The 15,500-nt window shown below is 71.9% G+C and carries 14 protein-coding genes; 4 read left to right on the top strand and 10 right to left on the bottom strand.

Annotated features, from left to right (window positions below; translation table 11 throughout):
- Window positions 1–6: 6 nt before the first annotated feature.
- The 10 genes from ABIC29_RS04150 to ABIC29_RS04105 all read right to left on the bottom strand — a co-directional run bounded on the left by ABIC29_RS04150 (window position 7) and on the right by ABIC29_RS04105 (window position 11,077).
- Window positions 7–1,020, bottom strand: a complete 1,014-nt coding sequence (locus ABIC29_RS04150; protein WP_502915442.1) for an N-acetylglucosamine kinase — start codon at window positions 1,018–1,020, stop codon at window positions 7–9.
- Window positions 1,017–2,276: a family 4 glycosyl hydrolase gene (locus tag ABIC29_RS04145; RefSeq protein WP_354243020.1), complete on the bottom strand. Its 1,260-nt coding sequence runs from the start codon at window positions 2,274–2,276 to the stop codon at window positions 1,017–1,019. Before ABIC29_RS04145 ends, ABIC29_RS04150 begins: the two co-directional genes overlap by 4 nt.
- 105 nt (window positions 2,277–2,381) lie before the next feature.
- Window positions 2,382–3,536 (bottom strand): ROK family transcriptional regulator, encoded by a 1,155-nt coding sequence (locus ABIC29_RS04140; protein ID WP_354243017.1) that lies wholly within the window; start codon window positions 3,534–3,536, stop codon window positions 2,382–2,384.
- A 68-nt stretch (window positions 3,537–3,604) separates the two neighbouring features.
- Complete coding sequence (locus tag ABIC29_RS04135) at window positions 3,605–4,453, bottom strand: ABC transporter ATP-binding protein (protein ID WP_354243014.1); 849 nt, start codon at window positions 4,451–4,453, stop codon at window positions 3,605–3,607.
- Entirely contained in the window at window positions 4,450–5,349 is a 900-nt protein-coding gene (locus ABIC29_RS04130) for an ABC transporter ATP-binding protein (protein ID WP_354243011.1), read from the bottom strand. The genes ABIC29_RS04135 and ABIC29_RS04130 overlap by 4 nt, the downstream gene beginning before the upstream one ends.
- Window positions 5,346–6,443: an ABC transporter permease gene (locus ABIC29_RS04125; RefSeq protein ID WP_116080956.1), complete on the bottom strand. Its 1,098-nt coding sequence runs from the start codon at window positions 6,441–6,443 to the stop codon at window positions 5,346–5,348. The genes ABIC29_RS04130 and ABIC29_RS04125 overlap by 4 nt, the downstream gene beginning before the upstream one ends.
- Window positions 6,436–7,440, bottom strand: a complete 1,005-nt coding sequence (locus ABIC29_RS04120; RefSeq protein ID WP_354243008.1) for an ABC transporter permease — start codon at window positions 7,438–7,440, stop codon at window positions 6,436–6,438. Before ABIC29_RS04120 ends, ABIC29_RS04125 begins: the two co-directional genes overlap by 8 nt.
- Before the next feature lie 51 nt (window positions 7,441–7,491).
- On the bottom strand, window positions 7,492–9,156 hold the full coding sequence (locus tag ABIC29_RS04115) for an ABC transporter substrate-binding protein (RefSeq protein WP_116082368.1): 1,665 nt from the start codon (window positions 9,154–9,156) through the stop codon (window positions 7,492–7,494).
- Window positions 9,157–9,506: 350 nt separating this feature from the next.
- Complete coding sequence (locus ABIC29_RS04110; protein WP_354243005.1) at window positions 9,507–10,184, bottom strand: bifunctional 4-hydroxy-2-oxoglutarate aldolase/2-dehydro-3-deoxy-phosphogluconate aldolase; 678 nt, start codon at window positions 10,182–10,184, stop codon at window positions 9,507–9,509.
- A complete protein-coding gene (locus tag ABIC29_RS04105) occupies window positions 10,181–11,077 on the bottom strand; it encodes a sugar kinase (RefSeq protein ID WP_354243002.1) in 897 nt (298 codons plus the stop codon). The genes ABIC29_RS04110 and ABIC29_RS04105 overlap by 4 nt, the downstream gene beginning before the upstream one ends.
- 154 nt (window positions 11,078–11,231) lie before the next feature.
- On the opposite strand from ABIC29_RS04105, the gene ABIC29_RS04100 reads away from it, so the two are divergent.
- Genes ABIC29_RS04100 through ABIC29_RS04085 form a run of 4 tightly spaced genes read left to right on the top strand, consistent with a single transcriptional unit; the run spans window position 11,232 to window position 15,453 of the window.
- Entirely contained in the window at window positions 11,232–12,563 is a 1,332-nt protein-coding gene (locus ABIC29_RS04100; RefSeq protein ID WP_354243000.1) for a type III PLP-dependent enzyme domain-containing protein, read from the top strand.
- Window positions 12,563–14,290: an N-acyl-D-amino-acid deacylase family protein gene (locus tag ABIC29_RS04095; RefSeq protein ID WP_354242997.1), complete on the top strand. Its 1,728-nt coding sequence runs from the start codon at window positions 12,563–12,565 to the stop codon at window positions 14,288–14,290. The genes ABIC29_RS04100 and ABIC29_RS04095 overlap by 1 nt, the downstream gene beginning before the upstream one ends.
- 1 nt (window position 14,291) lies before the next feature.
- On the top strand, window positions 14,292–15,023 hold the full coding sequence (locus tag ABIC29_RS04090) for an IclR family transcriptional regulator (protein ID WP_158551758.1): 732 nt from the start codon (window positions 14,292–14,294) through the stop codon (window positions 15,021–15,023).
- A 46-nt stretch (window positions 15,024–15,069) separates the two neighbouring features.
- On the top strand, window positions 15,070–15,453 hold the full coding sequence (locus tag ABIC29_RS04085) for a RidA family protein (RefSeq protein ID WP_067874113.1): 384 nt from the start codon (window positions 15,070–15,072) through the stop codon (window positions 15,451–15,453).
- Window positions 15,454–15,500 lie beyond the last annotated feature (47 nt).

Below are 15,500 nucleotides of genomic sequence, written 5' to 3'. Positions count from 1 at the left end.
CGGGCCTCAGGAGCCGACGGATTCCGTCTCGCGCGCGACATCCGCGTATTCGGCCCGCGTTCCGCGGGTCACGGCCCTGCGTGCCCGGTGGAGGGCCTCGGGCCTCGCGCCCGCCGAACCGAGCGCGAGCAGGGCCGCACCGACGATCGGGGACGCGTCGAGCATCTCGATCCTCGCGCGCGGCGCGACGGCGGCGAGGCCGGATGCGATGCCAGAGATGAGTCGTGGATCCCCCGCACGGATGATGCCGCCGCCCAGCACGATCGGGATCGCCAGGTCGCCGAGCCCGAGGCGGGTGACGCACGCGCGGGCGAAGGCCACGATCTCGTCGGCCTGCCGGTCGACGAGCTCGGCCGCCACCGCGTCGCCCGACCGTGCGGCCTCGAACACTGCGGGGGCGAGCGCGGCGAGGTCGTTCGAGTCACGCCGGCCGAAGTGCAGGTCCTCGATGAGCGCCTGCACCGAGGCCACGCCGAGCCGATCGACGATCGCCGTCGTGAGCGCCGTGCGCGGGCCGCGTCCGTCGACGTCCCTCGCCGCGTGCCACAGCGCCTGCTCGCCCAGCCCGCCTCCGCCGCCCCAGTCGCCGGAGAGGCCGCCGAGGGAGGGGAAGCGCACCTCGGCCCCGTCGGCGCGCACGCCCACCGCGTTCACGCCCGTGCCGCAGACGATCGCCACGGCATCGGGCTCGTCGGTGCCGGCGCGCAGCAGCGCGTAGAGGTCGTTGGCGACGACCGTCGAATCGCCGGCCCAGTCGAGTCCCGCGACCGCGGTCGCATACCGATCGACCTCGACGGGCAGGTCGAGACCCGAGACGTAGAGGCCCGCGTGCACGACGCGCGACCGCCCCGCGACGGCGCGCACGAGCCCGTCGACGACGGCGACCGCCTCGCCGAGGCCCTCGAAGTGCGGGCTCGAGCCTCCGCCTCGCTCATGGGCGACGAGTTCGCCGTCGATCGTGAGGGCGACGGCGTCGGTCTTCGATCCGCCCGCGTCGACCGCGACGATGACCCCGCTCAACGCGCCCACTCCAGGAACGGGGCGTTCTCGGCCATGAGCAGGTCGGTGAGTCGCTCGGCCCGGTCGTGCTGCAGCACGAGCGGGTGCGCGCGCATCGCCCGGAGCACGCGGTCGCGACCGCCGTGCACCGCAGCGTCGAGGGCGAGCCGTTCGTAGCCGGCCACGCTCGAGACGAGTCCGCGGATGTCGTCGGGCAGCGGAGCGACCGGATCTGCGACGAATCCCCCGTCGCGGAACACGGCGGGCACCTCGATGACATGGTCGTCGGGCAGGAACGGCAGCACGCCGTCGTTGCGAAGGTTGACCACGCGCGAGCGGCTCGCGCCGTCGCGCATCGCCGCGAGCAGCTCGATCGCCGCCTCGGAGTAGAAGGCGCCGCCGCGGCCCTCGAGCGCCGCCGGCTTCTCGTGCTGCGCGGGGTCGGCGTAGAGCTCGAGCAGCTCGCGCTCGATCGCGCGCACCGCCTCGGCCCGCGTGGGCTCGTGCAACTGCTCGCGCAGGACCTCGTCGTGCGCGTAGTAGTAGCGCAGGTAGTACGAGGGCACGACCCCGAGCTGGGAGATGAGCCCCGCGGCGAGGTGCACCTCGTCGGCGAGCTCGCCGAGCCGGTGCTGCAGGAGACCCGGCAGCTTGTCGTCGCCGTCGATGACGACGCTGCGCTCCCAGGTCAGGTGGTTGAGGCCGACATGCCCGAGGCGAACGCGGTCGTGCTCGACATCGAAGAGGGAGGCGAAGCGACGCTGGAAGCCGATCGCCACGTTGCAGAGACCGACGGCGCGGTGGCCCGCCTCGAGCAGGGCGCGCGTCACGATGCCGACGGGGTTCGTGAAGTCGACGATCCACGCGTCGGGCTTGGCGTGGGCTCGCACGACCTCGGCGATGCCGAGCACGACGGGCACCGTGCGGAGCGCCTTCGCGAGCCCGCCGGGCCCCGTGGTCTCCTGGCCGATGCATCCGGCCTCGTGCGGCCACGTCTCATCGGCGTGACGGGCGTCCTGCCCGCCGACCCGGAGCTGGATCAGCACGGCGTCGGCGTCGGAGACGCCCGCCACGAGGTCGGACGTGCCGATCACGTTCGCGGGGTGCCCCGCATGCTCGAGCATTCGCTGCGACATGCCCGAGACGAGCGCGAGGCGCTGCGGGTCGGAGTCGACGAGGCGGATCTCCTCGAGCGGGAGCGTGTCGCGAAGGCGTGCGAACCCGTCGATGAGTTCGGGGGTGTAGGTCGAGCCTCCGCCGACGATGGCGAGCTTCATGGGTCCTCGATTCGGTTCGTATGGCACCTCGCGCCGGGCGCGAGATGCGGGGTCGATGATCAGGGCGGATGCCCCGTGGCATCCGCCGTTCGACGGTCGGTCGGGTCAGGTGGAGAGCGAGATGTCGGCCTCGAGGTGGTCGCGGATCTGCTCCACGAGCTGTTGGCGCGCACCGAGGAGCACCGGCTGGGCGCCCGTGCCGCTCGTGCGCAGCGCGAGCTTCGGGTGGGCGGCCGCGTCGACGCGCTCGGCGACGAGCTCGACGAGCCGGGCTCCGCCTGCCGTGCCGGTCGGCCCGCCGAGCACGATCATCGAGGGATCGAGGATCGCGAGCAGCGGGTTGACGGCGAGGATGACGCGATCGGCGAGGGCGGACATCGCCGCGTCGACGTGGGCGAGGCGCGGCAGCACGTCGGCGAGCGTCTCACCGTCGGAACCCAGGAGCCTCGCCACCGCGGGGCCGCCCAGCAGGTCGGTGAAGTCGTTGGCCCCGGGCGCGAGCGGCTCTGCCGTGCGAGGCACCGCGAGGTAGCCGATCTCGCCGGCACCGCCGGAGGCGCCGCGGTGCACGACGCCGCCGAGGTCGAGGCCGACGCCCAGGCCGTCGCCGATCCAGAACAGCGCGAAGCTCGCGGCATCCTGCGCGACGCCGGATGAGCGTTCGGCCATGGTGGCGAGGTTCACGTCGTTGTCGATCGTCACCTCGAGGCCCAGCTCGCGCTCGATGCGGGCGCGCGCTCCCACGGCCGGCCAGCCGGGCAGGGTGTCGGTGAACGAGAGCTCGTCGCCGTCGACGAAGAACGCCGCCTGCACGCCGATCATCACGCGGCTGACCGTGTCCTCGGCGATGCCCGCCTCGGCGCAGGCCGCACGCACCGCCACGCGCACGTCGCCCTCGGGCGAGCGATCGAGCCCGTCGGTCGCGATCTGGACGATCGGGTGCTCGTGGTCGACGGCGTCGACCACGACGGCCTGGATGGCGCGGTCGAGGATCGAGATGGCGACGCCCGTGATGCGATCGGTGCGGACGCCGTACGTGATCGCATTCGGTCCTCGGCCGGCCGATCGCTCGCCGACCGGATGGATGAGTCCGACACGTTCGAGTCGCGCGAGCATCTGCGACGCCGTGGGCTTGGAGAGGCCGGTCAGCTCGCCGAGGCGAGACCTGGTCAACGGGCCGTGCTCGAGCAGGAGGCGGAAGGCGGCGCGGTCGTTGCGCGCCGCGAGCCACGTCGGGGTGCCCGGGTCGATCTGGCTCATGCCGTCTGCCCTCCTGGTATCGGTTTCTTGGTCACTCTATCTGAAAAGAATGTTTACTGATTGTCGACTCACCCGCCACTCCGCACCTCATCACGCAACCGTCCGAGGCGCTCGGGATCGGCCGCCGCCTCGAGCAACGACGTCGTGTACTCGTGGCGGGGGTCGAGGATCACCTGCTCGCTCGGCCCCCGCTCGACGATCTCACCGCGGTACATCACGAGGATCTCGTCGGAGAAGTGCCGTGCCGTCGCGAGGTCGTGCGTGATGTAGAGCACGCCCAACTGCTCCTGCCGCTGCAGCTCGGCGAGCAGGTTGAGCACGCCGAGGCGGATCGACACGTCGAGCATCGACACCGGCTCGTCGGCGATGATGAACCGCGACCCTGGCGCGAGCGCACGCGCGATCGCGACCCGCTGCCGCTGACCGCCCGAGAGCTCGTGCGGTCGACGATCGGCGAAGGTCGCGGCCGGCGAGAGCCGCACCCGCTCGAGCAGTTCGTCGGCCCGTTCACGGATCTGCCGCGTCGAGAGTCCGGGGTTGTGGATGCGCAGCGGCCGCTCGAGGTGGTGCCGGATCGGGTGGAACGGGTTCAGCGAGCTGAACGGGTCCTGGAAGACCATCTGCACGTCGCGCCGGTACCTCGCGAGGGCGGCGCCTCGCGTCGCGCTCGGGCGCTCGTCGAGCAGGATCTCACCCGACGTCGGCGTCTCGAGCTTGGCCATCATGCGCGCGACCGTCGACTTGCCCGACCCGCTCTCGCCCACGAGGGCGATCGTGCGCCCCGGTTCGAGCGTGAACGAGACGTCCTTCACGGCGTGCAGGGTGCGCACGCTGACGCCGCTGCGCAGCCGGAAGTCCTTGACCAGGTTGCGCGCCTCGAGCGTCGTGCGCTCGGGCACCGAGCCCCGCCCGTTCATGCCGCACCCCCGCTCGCCGCGCCCGTGCGGATGAAGTCGCCGCGCTCGCCGCGCAGGCTCGGGAAGCTCGAGAGCAGACGCCTCGTGTACGGATGCTCCGGGGAGCGGTAGATCTGCTCGGAGGCGCCCTGCTCGATGATCTCGCCGTCGAGCATGATCGCGATGCGGTCGCTGATCTCGATGAGCAGCGGCAGGTCGTGGGTGATGAAGATCACGGCGAAGCCGAGACGCTCCCGGAGCCGCATGATCTCACGGATGATGCCGCGCTGCACGACGACGTCGAGCGCGGTGGTCGGCTCGTCCATGATCATCACCTGCGGATCGAGGGCGAGGGCCATGGCGATCATGACGCGCTGGCGCATGCCCCCCGAGAGTTCGTGCGGGAAGCTCGAGAGCCGTGACGGGTCCACGCCGACGAGCGTCAGCAACTCGGCGCTGCGCGACTCCCGCTCCGCGCGCTTCATCGACGGCCGATGGGTCATGAAGACGTCGTGCAGCTGCTTGCGCACGTTCATGACCGGGTTCAGCGAGTTCATCGAACCTTGGAAGACCATCGAGACCTTGTTCCAGCGGAACGTGCGCAGCGCCTCGCCGTCGAGCGCCACGACATCGATGTCACGCCCGGATGCGTCGTGGAAGACCACCTCGCCGCCGGTCATGAGCGCCGGCGCCTTCAACAGGCGGTTCAATCCGTAGGCGAGCGTCGTCTTGCCGCAACCGGACTCCCCCGCCAGGCCGAGGATCTCACCCCGGTGGAGGGTGATGGATGCCCCGCGCACGGCCTTGACCGGCGGGTCCACCTCGTACTCGATCGAGACGTTCCGTGCGGTGAGCACCGGTTCACCGATGGTCGAGGCGACGCCGAGGCTGCTCGGGGCGGAATGGATGGCGTTCATGCGAATGCTCCGGTGTCGGCGACGCCCTTGCCGGCCTTCGCGGCCCTGCGCTGGCGCTTCGCGTTCTCAGGCGCGAGCCTGAGCTTCGGGTTCACGACCTCGTCGATCGCGAAGTTGATGAGGGAGAGGCCGGCCCCGAGGGCGGCGATGATGAGGCCCGGCGGCACGAACCACCACCAGGCGCCCGTGCCCACGGCCTGCCCGGTCTGGGCGTCGTTCAGCATCGTTCCGAGCGTGATCGACCCCGTCGGCCCGAGGCCGAGGTAGGAGAGCCCGGCCTCGCCGAGCACCGCGAAGATGACGCCGAAGATGAACTGCGCGGCGAGCAGCGGCACCAGGTTCGGCAGGATCTCGACGAAGATGATGCGGCCCGGCTTCTCGCCGGCCACGCGCGCCGCGGCGACGTACTCACGGGTGCGCAACGAACGGGCCTGTGCGCGGAGCACCACCGCCGATCCGGCCCAGCCGGTGATGCCGAGCACGAGGGCGACGAGGAGGGAACTCCGGGCGAGCGGCCCCAGGCCCTCGGCGTTCTGCACGTACGCCGCGATCACCATGACGACCGGGAGGCCCGGGATGACGAGGACGATGTTCGTGAAGAGGGTGAGCACCTCGTCGAGCACACCGCCGAAGTATCCGGCGAACACGCCGAAGACCACGGCGAGCAGCAACGCGACGATGCCGGCGACGAGGCCGATGAAGAGCGAGCCCTGCGTGCCCCAGGCGAGCTGGGAGAAGACGTCGTAGCCGAGCTTCGTCGTGCCGAGCCAGTGCTCGGCCGACGGCGGCTGCAGCGCCTCGTTGCTGGAGTCGCGCGGCGGCTGGGCGATCATCGGGCCGAAGATGCCGAAGAGCGTGATGAGGGCGACGATCACGACGCCCGTGACGAGCTTGCCCGAGCGACTCGGGAGGAGGTGGCGGAACCGGCCTCCGCGGGTCGAGCGGGCGACCGCGAGCGCCGCGGTGGCCGACGCCTCGCGGGCGGTCTCGCGCACGGCCTCGGCGGACACCGGAGCCTGGAACAGGGCGTCGTCGCCCGTGGCGTAGCCGGAGTCCTCGTCGGGACGGACGAGCGTGGGTCGGGAGTCATCCATTGTGTCGCACCCTCGGGTCGATGAAGCCGTAGATCAGGTCCATGAAGAAGTTCGCCGCGAGCACCGTGAGCGTGATGACGAGGAACACGCCCTGCATGAGCGCGTAGTCGAGCCCCTGGACCGCCTGGATCATGAGCTTGCCGATGCCCGGGTAGCTGAACACCTGCTCCATGACGATCGAACCGGCGACGACGAAGCCCAACGCGATCCCGAAGCCGGCGAGGCTCGGGATGGCGGCGTTGCGGGAGGCGTACTTCGTGCGCACGCGGCGCGGGGTGAGGCCCTTGGCCTCGGCGGTGACGACGTAGTCCTCCGACATCGTCGAGACCATCATGTTGCGCATGCCGAGCAGCCAGCCGCCGACCGACGAGAGCACGATCGTGACCGCCGGGAGGATCGCGTGGTAGACGGCGCTGCCGACGAACGCCCAGCTGAGTTCGGGGCCCGCCGGGAACTCGAACACGTCGTAGCCGCCGACGATCGGGAAGAGCCCCAGCTGCACCGAGAACACGGCGACGAGCACGAGCGCGAGCCAGAAGTACGGGATCGACTGGAAGACCGTGGTGACGGGCACGAGGTGGTCGAGCCAGGTGCCGCGCCGCCACCCCACCCATGCGCCGACGATGATGCCGAGCAGGAATGAGATGACGGTCGCGACGCCGACCAGGATGATCGTCCACGGCAGGGCCGCGGCGATCAGGTCGGCGACCGTGGCCGGGTACCTCGTCGAGGAGACGCCGAGGTCCCCCTGAAGCAACCGGCCCCAGTACGCCAGGTACTGGTCCCAGAGGGACATGTCCTTGCCCGCGCCGAGGATCGAGGTGATGGCCGCGATCGTCTCCTCGGAGAGGGGACGCCCGCCGCTCGCACGCCGCAGCTTGCCGAGCATGATCGCCGCGGGGTCGCCCGGCAGGAGCCGTGGGAGCAGGAAGTTGAGCGAGATCGCCGCCCAGAGGGTCACCAGGTAGAAGGCGATCCGCCGAAGGTAGAAGCTCATGCCGCTGCCGTCCTCGAGTCGGGGAAGGTTCGTTCCATGGGACGCGCCGGCCTACTTCACCGGCGAGAGGTGCGCGAGCACGACCGCGTTGGCCACCGCGAGGTAGGGCAGCGGCGCGGCGTACAGGTCGTCCTCGGTCGGCCATCCGCTGAACTTCTCGGTGTTGAAGAAGGACTGCGAGGCGTTCAGCACCACGGGGATGTACGGCAGGTCGCGAGCGATCTCGGTCTGGATGGCGGAGTACGCCTCCTGCTTCGCCGCGACATCCTGGGTCGAGCCGGCCGCGAGCACGGCCGCGTCGACGATCGGGTTCGTGTATCGCGAGTAGTTCTGCCCGACGAGCGGCATCTCGCCGACCTTCGCGGTCGAGGTGCCGGCGAAGTACTCGTGGTAGTTGGAGTACGGGTCGGCGACGAGGCTCTGCGTGAGTCCGTACAGGGCCATCTGGAAGTCGCCGTTCTGGATCGGGGTCCAGTACTCGGCGTCGGAGACCGTGCGGGCGTTGATGCGGATGCCCGCCTCAGCGGCCTGCTCGGAGATGAGCTTCGCGGCGTCGTTGTAGTCGGTCCAGCCGTCGGGCGAGAACAGGTCGATCTCGAAGGCCGTGCCGCCCTTGCCGTAGAACCCGTCGGCGTCCTTGGTGTAGCCGGCCGCCTCGAGGATCTCGCCGGCCTCTGCGGCATTCGACTCCTGCGGGCTCGTGGCGAGCTCGGGGTCGCTCAGCCACTGCTCGTCGCGCGGCTGGAGCGTGAACGACGGCGAGGACTCGCCCGCGAGCCCCGCGAACGCCTTGTCGGCGATCGTGGCACGATCGATGGCCACGTTGATCGCCTGGCGCACCGCAGGGTCGGTCTGCGGACCCTCGCAGCCGAGGTCGGCGTTGGCGCAGGTCGTGATGGTGGTCGGGTCCTGCTGCTGGTTCATCGTCGTGATGTCGCCCTTGCCGGTGACGGCGTCGGGGTTCGCGATGAACTGGCCGACCCAGTCGATCTTGCCGGTGGTCAGGAGGTCCTGCGACGACTGGTTCGAGTCGAGCCCCACGTACTGGACCTCTTCGACGGCGGGCGCGCCGTCGCGGAACTCGTCGTTGGCCTCGACCGTGTAGGCCGCGTCGGAGAAGCTCTTCAGCTTGTACGGGCCGGAGCCGACGGGTTCGGGGTTGGTCTCGGACATGAAGTCGTCGATGTCGGCCCAGACGTGCTCGGGGATGATGTAGGTCGAGCCGAGGGTGAGCGAGGCGCTCGTGAACTGCGGTTCGGTGTAGGTGAGCACGACGGTCGTGTCGTCGGTCGCCTCGGCGGAGACGAACTGCTCGGATTTGTTCGAGCCGTAGCCGAACGTGAAGGCGACGTCGGCGGCGGTGAGCGCCTCGCCGTCGTTCCATTTCAGGTCGGGCTTGATCGTCACGGTCAGCGTGCGGCCGTCTTCGCTGTACTCGTAGGAGTCGCCGATGAGCCCGATGGGTGCGTCGGCCGAGAGCTGGTTGAAGAAGAACAGCGGCTCGTAGATCGCACCGAAGGTCGCGTGCACGGCCGTGTCGACCGCGAACGGGTTGAAGTTGTTGTTGATCGGGGTGGCGCTGCCCGCCCAGACCCGCAGGACGGCGGCGTCGCCGCTGCCGCCCCCGGCCGACGGGGCGCAGCCCGTCATTCCCAGTGCGATCACGGCCGCTCCGGCGGCGAGTGCCACCGCGAAGGAGCGTTTGGTTCGAGTCATCTCCGGCATTCCTCTCGTGCTTCGTTGCGTGGAAGGTGGTGCAGTGCAGTGACGCCGCGCGCAGGATCTCGGTGCTCATGCGTTACTGGAAGCGACCCTAACAGAAAAGGTAGTAACTGGAAACAAGTCATTCAGTTATTGTTTCCCGAGCGTTTCGGATGCGCGTCGGAATCAGGTCGGCGACGAGATTCGCACCAGCGGCGAGCAGCGGAGGGCGCGGAGGGCGCGGAGGCAGGCGGGCCCGCGACCCCCGGGCCGCCAGCCGTGTCCGGGCACGCGAACGAGCCCCGAACCCCCTGGTCGACAAGGTGTTCGGGGCTCTGCGGCCTCCCCCCGAAGGGGCGGGCGCGTCAGGCGAGGAGGGCGGCGAGCGCCGGCAGCTGCGCCGGGTCCTCGAGTGCGGAGCCGACGGCGACGGTCCGCACGCCGGCGTCGAGGTAGGTGCGGGCGTTCGACGCGTCCATGCCGCCGGTGGCCACGAATCGGGCCTGCGGGAACGGGCCCGCCATCGCGCGGAACCACGGCACGCCGAGCAGCGACGCCGGGAACGCCTTCATCCACGTGAGCCCGAGCGCGAGCGCGGCCTGCACCTCGGTCGCCGTCGCGACGCCCGGCAGCGACGGCAGCCCGGCGGCCGTCGAGGCGCGCACGACGGCGGGGTCGAATCCGGGGCTCACGGTGAACGCGGCGCCCGCCGCCGCCGCGAGGTCCACGTGACGCGTCGAGAGCACGGTGCCCGCGCCGACGACTCGGCCCTCGGCGCGGGCGGCTTCGGCGACCGCCGCGAGCGCCGCGACATCCGCCTCTGACTGGATCGGCAGCTCGACGAGGTCGATGCCGAGGTCCCACGCGGTGCGGGCGAGCTCGAGGCTGCGCGCCTCGCCGAGGCCGCGGAAGAGCGCCATGAGCGGGCGACCGGCGAACAGGTCGTCGAACTCCGCGTTCGAGACGGCGGCCGTCTCGGGCGAGGCAGGCGCGGCAGGCCCGGCAGGTGAGGCAGGCGCGAGGGAAGGAGTCTGGCTGGTCATCGGGTGCCTCTCGGGAAGTCGGCGGTGTCGGCGATGGTGAGCACGGCGCGTTCGTGGCCCGCGCGCAGGCGCTCGTCGAGGGCGGCGCCCCCGAGCATGGCGTGCAGGTACCCGGCGGCGAACGCGTCGCCGGCGCCGACGACCTCGACGACGTCGACGACGTGGGCGGGCACGTGCACGCCGTCGGCGCCGCGCTCGTACGAGGTCGCACCGACCGCGCCGTCCTTCACGACGAGCTCGCGAACGTCGGGCAGCAGCCGGCGCACGTCGTCGGGCGACGGCGTGCCCCAGAGCCCGTCGGCCTCGTCGAGCCCGACGAACACGATGTCGGCGCGCGCGGCGAGGGCGAGCAGTCGCCGGGCCGCGGCATCCGTCGACGGCCAGAGGGAGGGCCGGTGGTTCACGTCGAAGCTCACCGGCACGCCGGCCGCGGCGGCACGGTCGAGGATCTCGTCGGTGAGCGCGTCGCACGTGCCCGAGAGGGCCGGCGTGATGCCCGACACGTGCACGAGACGCACGTCGGCGATCGGCAGCGCATCGACGAACGAGCGCTCGAGCCGGGAGGCCGCGGAGCCGGCGCGGTAGTACTGCACGCCGTTGCCCGGGTCCTTCACGTAGAGGCCGGTGGGGGCCGATGCGTCGCAGCGCACCCAGGACGTGTCGACGCCGCGTTCCCGGATCTGGCGCACGAGCCGTCGGCCGAGGGCGTCGTCGCCGACCGCGCTCGCCCAGGCGGTCGGCGTGCCGAGGGCCGCGAGGTGCGACGCGACGTTCGACTCGGCCCCGCCGGGGTCGAGGTGGAACGCGGTGGCGGACTCGAGCGGCTCGGCGACGGCCGGCGTCACGAGCACCATCGTCTCGCCGACGGTGAGCACTTCTGGGCGCGGGGTCACGACCCCTATGCTGTCTGGTGTGCAGATTCGGTGCAAGCCGGTTGCAGCATGTGCAACATGGTGGCAGCGAGGCGCACGCGGCAGCGAGACGCACGCAGCAGCGAGACGCATCGACCTGCACCACGGACCGACCAAGAGCAGTGAGGAGCAGCGGATGTCACGCCGGATCGACGACCTCCCCGACGAGGTGCTCTCGCCGGGCGACACCGGCCTGCCGGCACGCGCCGCCGGCCTGACCGTGCGCGAGTTCCTCGCGACGGCGCCCCGCCTCGGCGAGTTCTGGACTCCGCTGACGGTGCTCGACGCCGAGGCGATGCGCAGCAACGCCGCGACGATCCAGGCGTGGGCCGAGTCGAAGGGCATGGAGCTCATGCCGCACGGCAAGACGACGATGGCGCCGGCGCTCTGGAACCTGCAGCTCGACATGGGGGCGACCGGGCTCACCCTCGCGACCCCGGGGCAGGTGCGCACGGCACGCGCGTTCGGCGTCTCGAGCATCATGCTGGCGAACGCCGTCGTGGCGCCCGGCGCGCTCGCCTTCATCGCCGGCGAGCTGGCCGACCCCGACGTCTCGTTCCGTTGCTGGGCCGATTCGATCGGCACGGTCGAGGCCATGGAGCGGGGGCTCGCCGAGGCCGTGGGCACGGATGCCGCGCTCCCCCGCCCGATCGACGTGCTCGTCGAACTCGGCGCGCCCGGCGGGCGCACGGGCGCCCGGACGCTCGAGCAGGCCGTCGAGCTCGCGCAGCGCGTCGTCCACTCCCCCGTGCTGCGACTCGTGGGCGTCGCCGGGTACGAGGGCAGCCTCGGCCACGACCGCTCGCCGTCGGCGCTGGCCGCCGTGCGCGCCTACCTCGAGGATCTCGTCGCCCTGCGCGACCTGCTCCTCGACCGCGGGCTCCTCACGCCCGGCAGCATCGCCGCCGACGACGTCATCGTGAGCGCGGGCGGCAGCGCCTACCTCGACCTCGTCGCCGAGGCCTTCGCCCCCGCGATCGAAGCGGATGCCGCGGCCGGCCGCCGCACGCGGTGGATCCTGCGCTCGGGCGCATCCCTGCTGCACGACCACGGGTTCTACCGCGGCATCTCGCCCCTCGACGACCTGCTCGAACCGGCCATGCGGGGCTTCGCCCGCGTCGTCTCGCACCCCGAACCCGGTCTCGCCCTGCTCGACGGCGGCAAGCGCGACTTCCCGTACGACGAGGGCCTCCCCGTGCCGCTCGGCGTCGCCGCGACCCTCACCGGCGCCGCGACCCGTGGCGACGACTCGCGCGAGCTCGCCGCCGCATCCGTCACCGCGCTGAACGACCAGCACGCGTTCCTGCGCGCCGACGAGCCCGGCTCGGCCCTGCCCGTCGCGATCGGCGACGTCGTGTCGCTCGGGCTCTCGCACCCGTGCACGGCGTTCGACAAGCGGCGCTGGCTGCCCGTCGTCGAGCGCGCCGGCAGCGACGTCGTCGTCGACCTCGTGCGGACGTTCTTCTGATGCCCTCGCCGACGCCAGCACCGACGCCAGCACCGACGAGCGGGGCCCTGCGCATCGTCCGCGACGTGATCGTCGTCGACGGCGGGTCCGGCGCGGGTGCCGAGCACGGCGAGCCGGTCGACGTCGTCATCGGCCGCGACGGCCGCATCGCCCGTGTCGAACCCCGCGGCACGACGCGCGACGCCGACACCGACGCGGACGCCGACACCGACGCGGACGGACAGGTCGTCGACGGCGACGGGCGCCTGCTCCTACCCGGGTTCGTCGACGCCCACGCGCACGCCGACGGCCTGCTCTTCGACCCCGACGTGCAGCTCGCGCTGCTGCGGCAGGGGGTCACGACCGTCATCGGCGGGCAGGACGGCGTCTCGTACGCGCCCGGCGACGGCGCGTACGCGAGCGAGTACTTCGCCGCGATCAACGGCCGGCACCCGACGTACCGGGGCGGCGGCATCCGCGACCTGCTCGCCTCCTACGATGACGCGACCGCCCTGAACCAGGCCCTGCTCGTGCCCGCCGGCACCGTGCGCGGGCTCGTCTGCGGACGGTCGACGGATGCCGCGAGCCCCGCCGAGCTCGACGCGATGCTCGCGCTGGTCGCCGAGGGCCTCGCCGACGGCGCCGTCGGCCTGTCGACCGGGCTCGACTACGTGCCTGGCGCGTTCGCGACGACCGACGAGCTCGCCCGCCTCGCCGAGCCCGTCGCCGCGGCGGGCGGCGTGTACGTCTCGCACATGCGCGGCGGCTACGAGTCGGGCTCGCAGACGGGCATCGACGAGATCCGGGCCATCGCGCAGCACGCGGGCGTCGGCGTGCACGTGTCGCACTTCCACGCCGAGCCGCACCTCGTGCACGGGCTCATGGCGGGGCTCGCGGCATCCGGCGTCGATGCGAGCTTCGACGCGTACCCGTACACGCGCGGTTGCTCGATCCTCGCGATGCCGGTGCTGCCCGCCGCGCTCACGGTGCGGCCGACCGCCGAGGTCCTCGCCGTGCTCGCCGACCCCGGCGAGCGACGACGCCTGCTCGACGCGTGGTTCCCGACGATCGTCGACTACCCGAGCCTCGGCCCCGACTGGCCCGAGATGCTCACGCTCGCGCACGTCGCGGCCCCCGCGTTCGCCTGGGCGCACGGCCTCACGATCGGCGCCGCCGCGACTCGAGCTGGCGCGACGCCCGCCGAGTTCACGCTCGACGTGCTCGCCGCCTCACGGCTCGAGGTCAACGTCGTCATGGCCGTGCGGTACGCCCGCACCGACGCCGACCTCGCCTCGATCCTCGCCCACCCGCTCGCGATGGGCGGGTCCGACGGCATCTTCGTCGGCGCCCACCCGCACCCGCGCGCCCGCGGCTCGTTCGCCCGCTACCTGCGTTCGCTCGTCGTCGAGCGGGGGGCGCTCTCGTGGGCGGATGCCGCGGCGCTCGTCTCGACGAGGGCGGCCGACCGATTCGGGCTCGGCGACCGGGGGCGCGTGCGGCCTGGGGCCGTCGCCGACCTCGTGCTCGTGGATCCGGCGCGCGTCGACGATCGCGCGACCTACGACGAGCCGCTCGCGCTCGCCGAGGGCATCGACGACGTGCTCGTCGCGGGCGTGCCGGTGCTCGCCGGCGGCCGGCTCACCGGCGCGACGCCCGGACGCGGCATCCGTCGCTCCCGCAGCGAACTCGTGATCGACGATGGTCTCGAGACGGCGCTGCGCGCCTCCTCGACCGGCAGGAAGGCCTGACATGTCCCAGTCCGTGACCCGTGCCGCGCGCATCATCGACGCGATCGCCGCCGATCCGCGCACGGTCGCCGAACTCGCCGAGGCGTTCGACCTGCACCGGTCGACGATGTTCCGCGAGCTGCAGGCGCTCGAGGAGGTCGGCTGGGTGCGCCGCCGGGGCAACGGGCGCTACACGCTCGGCACCCGGCTCGCCGCGCTCTCGAAGGAGGCGCTCGACTCGCTCGACCTGCGCGAGGCCGGCTCCGCGCACGTGCGGCGGCTGCAGCGGCGGGTGGGCAACACCGTGCACCTCGCCGCGCTCATGGACCGCTCGATCGTCTACGTCGACAAGGCGGAGGACGAGTCGGGCGTGCGCATGTACTCGCGCGTCGGCAAGGCCGTGATCCCCTACTGCTCGGCGGTCGGCAAGGCGATCCTCGCGAACCTCGACGTGCCCCGGCGCGACGCGGTGCTCGACGGCGTCACCTGGGAGCGCTTCACCGACCTCACCATCACGACCCGCGAACGCCTCGACGAGGAGCTCGCGCGCGTGCGCGCCAGGGGCTGGGCGACCGACGACCGCGAGTTCGAGCCCTACGTCAACTGCCTCGCCGTGCCCATCGAGAGCCCGCTCGGCGTCGTCGGCGCGATCTCGGTGACCGCCGTGCGCATGGTCGCCGACCTCGACCGACTGAAGTCCCACCTGCCGGCGCTCCGCGAGGCCGCCGCCGCGATCTCGGCCGAGATCGCCTGACCCATCGACCACCCACCACCGACCGCACCACCCACTGGAGGAACCCATGCCCAAGACCGCCGTCACCCTCTCGAACGCGCCCAAGCCCGCCGGCCCCTACAGCCACGGCGTGGTCGCGAACGGCTTCCTGTACACCGCGGGCTTCGGCCCGCAGGACCCGGCGACGGGCCTCGTCGTCGAGGGCGGCGCCGCCGAGCAGACCCGCCAGGTGCTGCGCAACATCGGTGCCGTGCTCGCCGAGTACGGCCTCGGCTTCGACGACGTCGTGAAGGTCACCGCCCACCTCGAGGACCTCGCCGACTTCGCCGAGTACAACGTCGCGTACGCCGAGTTCTTCACCGAGCCGTACCCCGTGCGCACCACGGTCGGCTCGCGCCTCGCGAACATCCTCGTCGAGATCGACGTCGTCGCGGCGATCCCGCAGGACTGACCCGGCGCACGCCGCCCCTTCCCTCGTAGACTGGGCCGACACCGGCC

The sequence above is a fragment of the Agromyces sp. PvR057 genome (assembly GCF_040547485.1).
Taxonomy (GTDB): Bacteria; Actinomycetota; Actinomycetes; order Actinomycetales; family Microbacteriaceae; genus Agromyces.
This window is presented reverse-complemented; position numbering and strand designations above follow the sequence as displayed.